Raw genomic sequence first — 12,449 nt, forward strand, 5'->3', positions numbered from 1 at the left:
CTTCCTTGCTGACCAGATGCTTGCAAGACGCTGTAATCAGGCGCGTGCACTGGCAGGAAGGTCTTGTCGCCGGAGGAAATTTTGGTTCAGCACGCAGAAAGATGGGTCTTTGGGTATGGGTCGCTGTTGTGGCGGCCCGGTTTTGAATTTACCGAGCGGTCGCGTGCATTATTGCGTGGCTATCACCGGTCATTCTGCATCTATTCCCATCATTATCGCGGAACGCCCGAAAATCCGGGGCTTGTTCTTGGCCTGAATGCCGGGGGCGAGTGTGTCGGGAATGCATTTCGTATCGCGCCGGAAAACTGGAACGCGGTCAAGGCGTATCTCGATGAACGGGAACTTGTGACCAATACCTATATTCCGGCCGATGTTGAAGTCGAACTTGAGGATGGTCGAACCGTGATTGCGCATACCTATGTCGCCGATCCGACCCATCAGCAATATGCCGGCAATCTTCCGGTGCGTACGGCTGTTGAGATCATTGTTGCTGCACACGGCAATGTTGGCCCCAATCTGGAATATCTTGAAAATACTGTGCAACATCTTGACGAGATGGGCATTGTCGACCCGCCCTTGCATGATCTGATGGATCTGGTTCGGCGCGAATATGGTGAGATCAATATGGGGGCCGGTATCTGATGGCGCAGGGGAATAATCTTACACAGGGCTCTGCTACGGCAACAACCGGTTCGGCTGGTGATCATACCCCGATGACGGTCGCCTATCTGATGCTGATTGCCTGCGCGATGATGTGGGGGTCGAACCATGTGGTGGCGCGCGGTGTCAATGCGACCGTGCCGTTTGAAGCATTGTCATTCTGGCGCTGGGTCGTGGCAGCCGTGATGCTGTTCCCGGTCTGCTTTAAATATTTGCGCCGCGACCTCAAGCTGATGGCACAGCACAAAATGTCGATGTTCCTGATCGGCTTTACCGGCGTGTTCCTGTTTTCGGTCGTGATTTATCTGGCGGCTTATAACACGACGGCGGTTAATACCGGCCTTTTGAATGCGACAACCCCGGTCTGGGTGTTGTTGTTTGCCGCAGTCCTCAGTGCTGACAAGCCCAAGCTCGGGCAATGGGTCGGTGTTCTTGTCGCCGGTGCCGGAACGGCCACCATCATTGCCAAAGGGGACCTTTCGGTCTTTGCGCGGATGGATTTCGTGTCGGGCGATGTGTTTGCGATGATTTCGGCGATGGTGTGGGCCGCCTATTCCATGCTGCTGAAACGTGCGCCCAAGGGGGTTCATCCGCTGAGCCTTGTCTTCGTTTCCGCGCTGGTCGGCTTGTGCTTTTTGACGCCGCTTTATATCTGGTCGATCCTGATTGATGGGGAACCGTTCTTTACCCATCTTGATCCGGCATGGCCCGACATGCTCAAGATTTTCTATATCGGTGCGGGGCCAGCCTTCCTTGGGTATCTGTTCTGGAACAAGGGCGTTTCGGTGGTTGGTCCGGCCAATGCCGGGGTGTTCCTGTATCTGATGCCGGTCTTTGCCAGTGTGCTTGCGATCATCTTCCTTGGGGAAGAATTGCATATGTATCACCTGGGCGGGATTGTTCTGATTGCCTTTGGCATCTGGCAGGCGACGCGCCGCAAAAAATAGACCGCACGGATCGCGATCCGCATTCAATCAAAAAGGCCGGTGACGAATATCACCGGCCTTTTATTTGTTGGGTCTGTATCTGATGTGGCTGTATCGGTTGGGCGGGCCGTGATGGATTTCAGCCATGCCCAAACCGGATCAGGACGCCTTGTCCGAAAGGGTGTCTTGCTGTTTGGCGGCTGCCTGATCGGCCTTTTCCGCGGCAATGTCATCGGATGTCAGCATCGGCAGGTTGAATTCCTGCTGTGCTTCGGCTTCGAGTTCCCGGGTTCGGGTATCGATGCGGTTCTTGATTTCTTTCATAAAGGTCTTGCGATCAAGATCGGGTTCGATCGGCTTCATGAATTCCATCGTGACCTTGCCGCCATATTTCATGAAACTGTGACGCCCCCAGAACATGCCGGAATTCAACGCAACAGGTATCACCTTATATTGCGGGAACGCTTTATACAGCGCATAGATACCCGGATGGTACGGGCGGTCTGAACCGGGTGGTGTTCGCGTTCCTTCCGGGAAGATCACCACCTGGCGGTTTTCTGCCAGTGCTTCGGCGGCACCTTTGATCATGTCCTTAAGGGCGGATCCACCTGCCGAACGGTCAACGGCAATCTGCCCCGAAAGTGTCAGGAACTGTCCAAAGACCGGAATTTTCGTCAGTTCCTTTTTCAGGATATAGGCCGGATCGGTAACCACGGTATGGAAGGTCAGTGTTTCCCACGCAGACTGATGCTTTGCCACCAGAATACAGGGACCATCCGGCAGGTTTTCCAGTCCGGTAATTCGTTTGCGCATGCCTACCGAATAGCGCAGCATGAACTGTACCAGCCGACACCAGGCATGACCGACAAACTGATTGGCCTTGCGCCCAAACAACATTAACGGGATCAGGCTGAGGCACAAAATCGCCGTTCCACCGAAAAACAACACGTTAAACAGTAACGCGCGGAGGGTTCTCATACAGAAAAGTCCTTCATACGCCTTGGGTCTAAACCCACTTACATGATCTTGATATTTACTGCTTTGTAACAGCTATATTGCAATCGGAAAATGCCGATTGTTCAACTGCCTTTGCCTGTTGCATTCGATGCGGAATAATCCTGCGGGGCGGGGGATGCATCACCGGGACCGCGCAAGCCCGGATGATTGCCATCGGGCAACCATTGCAACAGCGTGTTGCGCAGGCTGGCAAACATATATTTGTTGAATTCACTGGCAATCAGCGCCGTGCTTCCCGGGAACCGCCACCAGTTATCGATTTTGACATTATCGGGAAAGACCGGGTGCGGGATGATCTCGACATCGGGCATCAGACTTTTGAATTCAAGCATCGATCGCGGCATGTGATAGTTCGCGGTCACAATGCGAAGGCTTTTATACCCTTCTTCATAGACCCAGACCGCTGTCTCCAGTGCGTTGCCGCGCGTGTTTTCAGCGACATGTCCCAGAACCACACAACAGGATATCAGGCGCGGGTCTGACTTTCCGACCGACAGAAGTTCATCAACTTCAACACCGCGATACACACCGGAAATGAAAAGCTTGTCAGCCATGCCACGGGTCAGCAAACGGCGCCCTTCCGAAAGGCGTTCACTACCCCCGGTCAGAACCACAATGGCATCGGTATGCTGATCGGTGTTTTCGACGGAAACCGGGATCGAGCTGACATACCAGACAAACCCGGCAGCCCACACCAGTGCACATACAATCAACATTGAAAGCAGAAAACGAAACCGGCGGAACCGGCGACGGTGCTGCACGCTGAGCGGTGGCTTATTCATGAATGCGAGCCTGGATAGCAGTGCGCGGGCATGTGTTCGGGTCTCCTGAGGTGGCCAAGGCCATGATCCCAAAAGGGAAGCAGCTCTACAAACGGACTATACGGAGCCGGGCGGCGGGTTACAACATTCGGTGCAATACACGAAGAACCGTGCGTGTTGCTGTGATCCCGGCCACCATCGCAACGATAAAGGGAATGGCCACAATCAGCGCAATGAAAGTCGGGCTAAGGACAAGTGACGGGATCGGCCAGCCAGCCCGCAGACCAAGCCAGGCGATCAGGGCCGATACAGGAAGGGCAATCAGAAGGCCGATCAAGGCCCCGAAAAACGCCAGCCGCTGGTTATGACGTCCGAACTGTTTGGCGATATAGCCGTCCTGCGCCCCGATCAAATGGAGCAATTCAATGATCCGATGATGGATCGAAAGGCCCGAACGGGTTGCAAAAACCACCGAAAGCATGGTGGCCCCGAACAGCACAACAATCAGCAGTGACAAGGCAAGTTCGACCGAGAAAGCGACATCGGCAATGCGTTCGATCCAGATGCGATGATCATCAAGAACCGCCTCGGGCGCAATGACGCCAAGGCGGCTTTCAAGCGCGTCGTAATTGAACCCAGTTTCGGGGGTGATTTCGATAATGCGCGGGATGGGAAGTTCACTGACAACTTCATCCGGGCCAAGCCACGGTTCAAGCAAGGCCGCCATCGTATCAGGGCTGAGTTCCTCGATCCGGGCAATGCCGGGCATGTCGGAGACATCATCAATGATTGCATCAACGGTATTTTGCAGCGCCTGTTCACGTTCATCAGGTGACCGGTTGGCAAGTTCGGTTGGCGGGACCTGAATGGACAGGCTGCCTTCGATCTGGCCAGACCATTGACCAACGCTGTCATGCAGGGCCGCAAGGCCGACAATCGAAAAAGTCAGCAAGGCCACCATCAGGGCGACGATGCTCGGCAAAAAGCGCGAGGATGAATCGCTTTCAAGCGGTAGATGCGATGGATGTGCGCGAAATGCCATGATCGTCGTTTGGTCCTGTTGATCGGTTTGATCTTGTCGTTCAGGTCGTCGTCAGCCGCTGTGGGTGACCTCGTGAAGGGTGCCACCTTCGAGAAGCCACTGCGTATGACCAAATCGCCTGACCAGTTGCCGGTTATGGGTGGCGATCAGAACAGTGGTGCCCAGTTTGTTCAGTTCTTCAAACAGATATAGCAACCGCATGGCGATTCGGTCATCGACGTTCCCCGTCGGCTCATCGGCCAGCAACAGGGCCGGACGGCCGATCACGGCGCGAGCGATGGCGACACGTTGTTGTTGACCACCCGAAAGTCGTGATGGTTGGGCATTGATATGATCGCCCAAACCGACCCATTCGAGAAGTTCGGTCACGTTTTTGCGGATTTGCAGATCCTCAACCCCGGCGACCCGCAACGGCAAGGCAACGTTTTCAAAGGTCGTCAGGTGATTGATCAGACGGAAGTCCTGAAAGACGACGCCGATTTTTCGGCGAATCGCAGGCAGTTCTTCGCGCGGGATGCGGATATTGTCGCGACCGAAAATATTGATTTCGCCACGGGTTTGACGCAACGCCAGATATAAAAGTCGCATCAGCGTCGATTTGCCCGCCCCGGAAGCCCCGGTCAGGAAATGGAAACTACCACGGCCCAAAGAAAAATTCAGGTCGCGCAAAATTTCCGGCCCGGATTCGTATCGGACCCCGACATTCCTGAAACTGACAACTTCGGTCAAAATCGGTGCTCCATCTGGCAGAATGACGGTCTACATTGGCGTGTGCCGGGGCAAATGATCAAGGGTTTCTCTATGGTCTGGCACGGTTGGAATTCACGTTTGCCATGACAATATCGGAAATGACCAAATCGGTTTACCCGGATTTCGTATGCTTTCGGATGCCATGTTCGCAGCAATTAGGCAACGATTAGACACCCAAATCCGGGCAGCTTCTGTTATCTGTACTTAACAGTCTGTTAAATCGCGGCTATTTACATATAGTGTAATTCACTGCTGACGTGATTGGGGGATCGTCAGTCGTGCATGCTTTGTTGTCCCCGATGTTTGATGCCGCTGTCATCGAAATGCCAGGTTTGCAATGATCATTACTTGCCCAGAGTGTTCAAAGAAATACTCAGTTAAAACAGAAGCAATCGGTCCAAAAGGCCGAACCGTGCGCTGTAAAAGCTGCGGCAATAGCTGGCATCAGGACCCGCCGGGGGCAAAGAAGCCTGCGCCACAGCCCGCAGCACCGGAAAATGATCTTCCGCCACCCTTCAATCAGGAAGGCTCGCTTGGTGCGGACTTCAATGCCGACCAGATGGGTGGGGGACAAGTTGATCCCGGATTTGAAGAAGCGGACAAGATCCCCGATCCGCCGCCCATTCCCCAGCAGCTGATTCGCAATAATCCCAAGCCCGAACCCAAAAAGAAAAAGGGTATCGTTGGCTGGATCATCTTCCTGTTGCTGATTGGCGGCATTGGTGCGGGTGGCTATTTTGCCAAGGATTACCTGATCAATCTGTGGCCGCCGGTTGCCAAGGTCTATGACATGATCGGGCTTGATGTGCCCCATGTTGGCGAAGGCCTTGATATTCGGGAATTGCCGCCGACCCGTGAAGATGAAGACGGTGTTGATGTTCTGGTCGTCCGTGCCGAGATCGTCAATATCAGCGAAGAACCGCGCGTACTGCCCTATCTTCTGATCGAGCTGCTTGATCCGCTCGATCGTGTGGTCCAGCGCAAAAAGGTTCCGCTGATCTATGACGAATCCAAAGTGCCCGCCGGTGCTGAAATGCCGATGGAACAGCAAATGTTGCCGGTTGGCGAAAGCCTGACGGTCGAAACCAAAATCCGTCGTCCGAACCCGACGGCAACCCGGTTGCAGGTTACCTTCCTTGATCCGCGCGAAGCGGTCGAGCCGTAAGGAACCCGATCGATCAAATCAAAAGGCAGCGTTGTCATACGCTGCCTTTTTTGTGTCTGGGGTACCTTGGTCCTTGTTGGTGGGCTGGTAATGCTCAGAACCGTTTCAGCAATCTGTCGATATATTCCTGTTCGATTTGCGGGCGATCTGGATCACCGGACCGGCGGCGCAATTCCTGAAGGATGCGCCATGCCCGTTCCAGGGTATTCACATCGGGAATGATGGTGGTGCCATCGCCACCGACCGGGCGGCCCAACGGGTCCCGGCGGCCGGTTCCTTCCAAATCTTCGAGCATCGGGGCCATCTGGCTCAGACCTTCAAGTGCGCGGCTGATCTCGCCAATGCCCTGTTGCAAGGCTTCCATCGCCTGTCTTTGGAACTGCAATGCCTCGTGTGAGCGGTTATGTCCAAGCGCATCTGCAGCCCCGCGCATGGCATCAATGACCGTATTCATGCCGCTGACATCACCAAACTGGTTGATACCCGGACTGTTCATGATGTCGGTAGCATCATCGGCAAGACCCTGTTGCTGATTGGCACGTGGAACCGGGCCAGATTGGGCTGATGAATTGTCGCCCTGGTTCATAAGGTCCTGTTGGCGGCGCGCCAGATCACGCATCCCATCAAGCATTTCGCGCAGGGTGGACGTGATGTCCATGCCGCCTTCACCGGTGGTGACCTGCATGTTTTCGACCAGTTCGCGCAGGCGATCAATCAGTTGGCGTGCCTGATCACGCGCACCGGCCCGCATCAGCGCATCAATCTGATCAATGATACGCGAAAGATCCTGCTGTTCGAGGGTGGCGGATGCTTCGGGCTGATCTTCGCCCATCTGGGGACTTTCGCGGGTCAATGCGGCCAGATATTCGTTCAGCGCCTGACGGTATTCCTCGATCAGGCGGGCAATCTCGGTTTCGGTGATATCGGGGTTTTGTAACGCTTCAAGCAGCCGTTCCTCGGCCTCCATCAGGTTGCGTTCGGCAATGCCGTAACTGCCCCGCTCGACCTCCTCGGCAATGTGCCAAAGAAGGCCCGCGACATCCTGATGAACAGCACGGTCATGCAGATTTGCCGCCAGCCGGTTTTCGGCAACCGACAATGCAAGAAACACTCCGATATGCCCATTGAAGGCCTGTGGGGCATAAAGGATTGGCAAGATTGCCTGGTGCATTTCAAGTGCACGCTCGGGATAACGTAACAGCCCGCGTCGGATGGCAATCAGCTTTTGCGCAACCGGATGGGTGAATTCGCGTTCGGGCAACATCAATGACCTGATGTCGCTTTGTCCGGTTTGACCGGCATTGTCTTGCGACACCAACTGGATATTGACCGGCAATCCCGCCCAGGGATGCGCAACAAGATCAATGAAACGTGGTCCTTCTATACGGGTTGGCATTGCTGTTTGGCTGATGCCTTCGCCGCGAACATCAATCACGATCTTTTCAATCGGGCCATACTGGTCATATGACCCGTCATCGGGGGCAGGCGTGATCACAAGATCAAGCTTCGCCAGGCCGTAATCATCATTGGCCGTATAATCCAGCCGGACATGGTCGCGCCGGGTTATGGCGGGTGAACTGACAAAGGAAAGGTTTGGTGCCTTGTCCGGCACCAGTTCGATATTCAGGGTCAGCCGGTCATTGCCCCAGACAGATATGCGCCACTCACCGGATTGTTCGATTGCTGTTGACAGAACATAGCTGTTTTCACTGCTTTCGGTGAAGTCGCGTGCCCCGTCCGGCGCGGTCAGGGTTGGTTGCCAGATGCTGGAAATGCTGCCATCCAGTGTTGATCCAACCGGGACCTTGACCGTAATGACCTTGCTCTCGGTCGTTGGGGTGGTGTCCGTATCACTTGAAGATGAAGTCGTCCCGCTGTCAGATGAAACTGCATTAAATCGCAATACGCGCGGGACCTGTCCGGTATAGGCCGGCGGGGTGACCCAGAGTGTCGCACTAAAGTCCGCGGCACCAAGGCGTTGCAGGGGGCTGAACGCCTTTGAAAACCGTTCGGATATATGGTCGTGACCGGCAAGCAGCCCGACAAAGATCAATAAAACGGGAATGGCGGTCAGCCCGAAACGGTCAATGCGCGTCAGTGCCGGGATCGGCCGCGGCAGGCGAAGCTGCCCCAGCGTCCTTTCATGCAGACCCAACTGGCGTTGCCACAGGAAACTGGTCAGCGGATCATCTGTTTCATCAATATGATCTTCAAGACTTTGCAACGGGTTGTTTGAAAGCCCGTTTTCGATTTCAAGCCGGTGCAGGATATCGCGTCTTGTTGGCCAGCGGAAATTCCGCCACGGGGCGACTGCGGCAATCATGGTAACGACCGACAAAATCGACAGCAACATGATATGACCGGTGGCCGGCAAAAATTCGAACGTCCCGGTAAGCGTCAATCCACCGGTCAGAAGCACGATCGATAATGACGGGATCAGACAGGGCCAGGCCGCTTCCCATATCATGACCATGCGCGTTCTGCGCACATGGCGTTCCATTCCGGGATAGGGTGGTATCAACGACATGCGACCGGTCGTCCCTGATTGCCAAAAGTTGCGAGATTAATCGCAATGCTACCCTTTAAAGCTTGGGGTTTTGGCAGGACGGGTCAAGCTATTCCCGAAGATGTGGCGGAAATAAAAAGGGTGGCCCGCAATCAACGGACCACCCGGATGTGTTTCAGGACCGGTCTTATGGCTTATGAGTTTCCAAGCCAGGCCGGGATCTGATCCATATTGATCAGCTGATCGATTTCCTGACGCGGGCGCACAATCGCAAAATTGTTGCCCTTGACCAGAACTTCCGGCGTCAATGCGCGGGTGTTATAGGTTGATGACATCACCGCGCCATAGGCACCAGCCGACATGACCGCAACCAGATCACCGGCCTTAAGGTCATCAGGAAGTTTGCGATCCTTGCCAAAGGTGTCACCGGTTTCGCAAACCGGACCAACGACATCGACGGTCGCCTGTACGTCATCTTCGCCCTGTTCATCAACCGGGATGATTTCGTGATAGGCGCTGTATAGTGTCGGACGGATCAGATCGTTCATCGCGGCGTCAAGGATGACAAAGCGTTTGGCTTCGCCGTCTTTGATATACATGACGCGTGACACCATGATCCCGGCATTGCCGGCAATCAGGCGGCCCGGTTCAAGGGTGATGTGGCAGCCAAGATGACCGACCGTTTCGCGCACCATCTGTCCATAGGCATCAGGAAGCGGCGGTGTTTCACCCTGATAGGCAATGCCAAGACCGCCACCAAGATCAAGATTGCGGATTTCAATGCCTTCGGAACGAAGCTGTTCGACCAGATCGGCAAGGCGGGTAAATGCCTCGCGGAAGGGGGTCAGGTCGGTCAACTGGGATCCGATATGCATGGCAATGCCGGTAACCTCGATACCGTCCATGGCCGCAGCATCGCGGTACACTTCAATCGCACGGGTCCAGTCGATGCCAAACTTGTTTTCGGCCTTGCCGGTTGCGATCTTTTCGTGGGTTTTGGCATCGACATGCGGGTTGATGCGCAATGCAATACGCGCCTTTGTCCCCATGTCGATGGCAACACGGTTAAGTTCGACCAGTTCCGGGATGCTTTCGACATTGATCTGCGCGATACCGGCTTCAAGGGCTTCGCGCATTTCGGCGTCGGCTTTGCCCACACCCGAAAAGATGATCTTGGCGGGATCAATACCGGCGCGCAGTGCACGGCGCATCTCGCCAACCGAGACGACATCAGCGCCAGCGCCAAGATTGGCGAGGGTCTTGAGAACCGCCTGGTTCGAGTTCGCCTTGACCGCAAAGCAGACGGTGGCATCAAGCCCCTCGAACGCATCGGCATAGACATTGTAGTGACGTTCAAGCGTCGCGGTCGAATAACAGAAAAACGGCGTGCCGACTTTTTCTGCCATTTCCGGGATCGAGACACCTTCGGCGTGAAGCACGCCATTAATATATTCAAAGTGGTTCATTGCGCCGGGTAGTCCCTTGGATATTCATAACCTTTATCGGTTGGCGGTTCGAGCGGGCCTTTTTTGCCGCAAGCCGCCACCGAAAGACCAAGCATGATTGCCAGTGTGATCACGGTGCCGCGTTTAAGCAAGGCGGGGGTCATTTCAGAAACCTTTCCTTTGCTGCCTTGACGGATTCCTTGACGCGAACCGGTGCAGTTCCGCCAAAGCTCTGGCGGGCGGCGACCGATGCTTCGACAGTCAGAACGTCATATACTGCATTGGTGATTTTCGGCTCGATCCCCTGAAGATCTTCAAGGGAAAGCTGATCAAGATCGCACCCTTTGGACTCTGCCAGTTTCACGGTTGCGCCAACCACATGGTGGGCGTCACGGAACGGCATGCCAAGTTCGGCAACAAGCCAGTCAGCAAGATCGGTTGCGGTGGTGTAACCGGCACCGGCAGCTGCGCGCATGTTATCGGCATAGACCTTCATGTCGGCAACCATGCCGGTCATGGCAGCAACGCACAGACCCAGATGATCGTGAGCCTCGAATACCGGTTCCTTGTCTTCCTGCATATCCTTGGAATAGGCCAGCGGAAGCCCCTTCATCGACAGCATCAGGGAATTATAGCAGCCAACAATACGGCCGATTTTCGACCGGATCAGTTCGGCGGCATCCGGGTTGCGTTTCTGCGGCATGATGGATGAACCGGTCGAAAACTTGTCGGACATCCCGATAAAGCGGAACTGTGCCGAACACCAGATAACCATTTCCTCGGCCAGGCGCGACAGATGCATGGCGGCAATTGATGCCGCGTTCAGATATTCCAGTGCAAAGTCACGATCCGATACCGCATCAAGCGAGTTCGCCGTCGGGCGATCAAAGCCAAGCGTACTTGCCGTCAGGTGACGGTCAATCGGATAGGGCGTCCCGGCAAGGGCCGCGGACCCCAGCGGGTTTTCATTCACACGCGTCCGGCAATCGGCCACACGACCACGGTCACGACCAAACATTTCAACATAGGCCAGAAGATGATGGCCAAATGTCACCGGCTGGGCCGCCTGAAGATGGGTGAAGCCCGGCATGATGGTTTCAGCATGGGTTTCAGCCTGTGAAATCAGGGCTTCCTGAAGTCCCTTAAGGCCGGCTTCGAGATCGGCAAGGGCAACATCACGGACCCACAGTTTGAAATCGGTTGCGACCTGATCGTTACGCGAACGCGCAGTATGCAGGCGACCAGCCGCCGGGCCGATCAGTTCGCGCAGGCGGCTTTCGACATTCATGTGAATGTCTTCAAGTGCGCTCGAAAACTTGAACTGACCGCTCTCGATTTCTTGAAGGATCTGGTCTAGACCATTGGTTATCTTTTCGCCATCTTCTGCGGGGATGATGTTCTGCTTGACCAGCATCGCGCAGTGGGCTTTGGAGCCCTGGATGTCCTGGGCATAAAGGCGCTTGTCAAAGCCGATGGAAGCATTGATTTCTTCCATGATGGCAGACGGTCCTGCTTCAAAGCGACCTCCCCACAGGGAGTTGGCGTTTTTCTGGTCGGTAGCGTTTTGATCGGTCATCTTGATCCGCAGTATTGGAAGGTGGGTGTTGTGAAGGCTTTGCTTCGTTACGTAAAACTGGGCGTGATTGTCGCCATATCGGGCATTTATGCAACCCCTGCCTTTGCAGATACGCAATTACCACAAGAACTTTCAAAGATGGTGGCGCCATCTGATGATGGTTCTTTGCCAGATGGCGTTACCTTTGTTGATGAAAATGGCGATGAAAAACAGCTTAACCAACTGAAAGGTCAGGTTATTCTGGTAAATCTGTGGGCGACCTGGTGTGTGCCCTGTGTCAAGGAAATGCCGGAACTTGACCGACTGGCTGCGGAAATGGATGGAAAGCCGTTCCGTGTTCTTGCCCTTAGTCAGGATCGTGGCGGGGCGGCTGCCGTTACGGAATTCTTTGAAAAGAATGGAATCGACAATCTGGATGTCGTTCTTGACCCGCGCGGGACAACCGCCCGCAAAATGGGGGCGCGCGGTCTTCCGACCAGTTTCGTGATTGATGGTCACGGTGTGGTGCGCGGCAAGCTCGAAGGCATCGCGCGCTGGGATGCCCCCGATGTCATTTCCTATTTTAACGATCTGATCGAACAGACATCCTGATCTCAGAACC

Annotated in this window: 12 protein-coding genes; 4 read left to right on the forward strand and 8 right to left on the reverse strand. The window is 54.8% G+C overall.

Translation table 11 applies throughout. The annotated features are described in order from the left end of the window. Positions 1-81: 81 nt before the first annotated feature. A complete protein-coding gene (locus WA429_RS02645) occupies positions 82-642 on the forward strand; it encodes a gamma-glutamylcyclotransferase (protein ID WP_114112827.1) in 561 nt (186 codons plus the stop codon). Next, entirely contained in the window at positions 642-1,607 is a 966-nt protein-coding gene (locus WA429_RS02650) for a DMT family transporter (RefSeq protein ID WP_101245374.1), read from the forward strand. The genes WA429_RS02645 and WA429_RS02650 overlap by 1 nt, the downstream gene beginning before the upstream one ends. A gap of 138 nt (positions 1,608-1,745) precedes the next feature. On the opposite strand, the gene WA429_RS02655 is transcribed toward WA429_RS02650, so the two are convergent. From WA429_RS02655 to ftsE, 4 genes are all read right to left on the reverse strand, one after another. Continuing rightward, a complete protein-coding gene (locus tag WA429_RS02655; protein ID WP_101245375.1) occupies positions 1,746-2,564 on the reverse strand; it encodes a lysophospholipid acyltransferase family protein in 819 nt (272 codons plus the stop codon). 101 nt (positions 2,565-2,665) lie between these two features. Next, positions 2,666-3,385 carry a YdcF family protein gene (locus WA429_RS02660; RefSeq protein ID WP_101245376.1) on the reverse strand — a complete coding sequence of 240 codons (720 nt, stop codon included), beginning with the start codon at positions 3,383-3,385 and terminating at the stop codon, positions 2,666-2,668. Between the two features lie 118 nt (positions 3,386-3,503). Then, positions 3,504-4,406 carry a cell division protein FtsX gene (locus tag WA429_RS02665; protein ID WP_101245377.1) on the reverse strand — a complete coding sequence of 301 codons (903 nt, stop codon included), beginning with the start codon at positions 4,404-4,406 and terminating at the stop codon, positions 3,504-3,506. Positions 4,407-4,457: 51 nt separating this feature from the next. After that, the gene (gene ftsE, locus WA429_RS02670) at positions 4,458-5,135 is read right to left on the reverse strand and encodes a cell division ATP-binding protein FtsE (RefSeq protein WP_287464341.1); all 678 of its coding nucleotides are present in this window, start codon (positions 5,133-5,135) and stop codon (positions 4,458-4,460) included. 358 nt (positions 5,136-5,493) lie between these two features. Here ftsE and WA429_RS02675 point away from each other — a divergent pair, with 358 nt between their 5' ends. Beyond that, positions 5,494-6,321 (forward strand): DUF3426 domain-containing protein, encoded by an 828-nt coding sequence (locus WA429_RS02675; protein ID WP_101245379.1) that lies wholly within the window; start codon positions 5,494-5,496, stop codon positions 6,319-6,321. 94 nt (positions 6,322-6,415) lie between these two features. Here WA429_RS02675 and WA429_RS02680 read toward each other — a convergent pair whose 3' ends face one another. From WA429_RS02680 to argH, 4 genes are all read right to left on the reverse strand, one after another. Further along, entirely contained in the window at positions 6,416-8,848 is a 2,433-nt protein-coding gene (locus WA429_RS02680) for a DUF4175 domain-containing protein (protein ID WP_101245380.1), read from the reverse strand. Between the two features lie 173 nt (positions 8,849-9,021). Further along, a complete protein-coding gene (gene lysA, locus WA429_RS02685; protein ID WP_101245381.1) occupies positions 9,022-10,293 on the reverse strand; it encodes a diaminopimelate decarboxylase in 1,272 nt (423 codons plus the stop codon). Beyond that, the gene (gene lptM, locus WA429_RS02690; protein WP_170310066.1) at positions 10,290-10,436 is read right to left on the reverse strand and encodes an LPS translocon maturation chaperone LptM; all 147 of its coding nucleotides are present in this window, start codon (positions 10,434-10,436) and stop codon (positions 10,290-10,292) included. Before lptM ends, lysA begins: the two co-directional genes overlap by 4 nt. Further along, complete coding sequence (argH, locus tag WA429_RS02695; protein ID WP_101245382.1) at positions 10,433-11,848, reverse strand: argininosuccinate lyase; 1,416 nt, start codon at positions 11,846-11,848, stop codon at positions 10,433-10,435. The genes lptM and argH overlap by 4 nt, the downstream gene beginning before the upstream one ends. 30 nt (positions 11,849-11,878) lie before the next feature. On the opposite strand from argH, the gene WA429_RS02700 reads away from it, so the two are divergent. Further along, positions 11,879-12,439: a TlpA disulfide reductase family protein gene (locus WA429_RS02700; protein WP_287464340.1), complete on the forward strand. Its 561-nt coding sequence runs from the start codon at positions 11,879-11,881 to the stop codon at positions 12,437-12,439. Positions 12,440-12,449 lie beyond the last annotated feature (10 nt).

The sequence above is a fragment of the Thalassospira sp. CH_XMU1420-2 genome (genome assembly GCF_037029325.1).
Classification (GTDB): domain Bacteria; phylum Pseudomonadota; class Alphaproteobacteria; order Rhodospirillales; family Thalassospiraceae; genus Thalassospira; species Thalassospira povalilytica.

Bases quoted from the DNA above. Each gene is read 5' to 3' on its own strand.
- lysA (WP_101245381.1), bottom strand. From the start codon at position 10,293: ATGAACCACTTTGAATATATTAATGGCGTGCTTCACGCCGAAGGTGTC.
- WA429_RS02650 (WP_101245374.1), top strand. From the start codon at position 642: ATGGCGCAGGGGAATAATCTTACACAGGGCTCTGCTACGGCAACAACC.
- WA429_RS02680 (WP_101245380.1), bottom strand. From the start codon at position 8,848: ATGTCGTTGATACCACCCTATCCCGGAATGGAACGCCATGTGCGCAGA.
- WA429_RS02655 (WP_101245375.1), bottom strand. From the start codon at position 2,564: ATGAGAACCCTCCGCGCGTTACTGTTTAACGTGTTGTTTTTCGGTGGA.
- lptM (WP_170310066.1), bottom strand. From the start codon at position 10,436: ATGACCCCCGCCTTGCTTAAACGCGGCACCGTGATCACACTGGCAATC.
- WA429_RS02660 (WP_101245376.1), bottom strand. From the start codon at position 3,385: ATGAATAAGCCACCGCTCAGCGTGCAGCACCGTCGCCGGTTCCGCCGG.
- argH (WP_101245382.1), bottom strand. From the start codon at position 11,848: ATGACCGATCAAAACGCTACCGACCAGAAAAACGCCAACTCCCTGTGG.
- WA429_RS02665 (WP_101245377.1), bottom strand. From the start codon at position 4,406: ATGGCATTTCGCGCACATCCATCGCATCTACCGCTTGAAAGCGATTCA.
- WA429_RS02675 (WP_101245379.1), top strand. From the start codon at position 5,494: ATGATCATTACTTGCCCAGAGTGTTCAAAGAAATACTCAGTTAAAACA.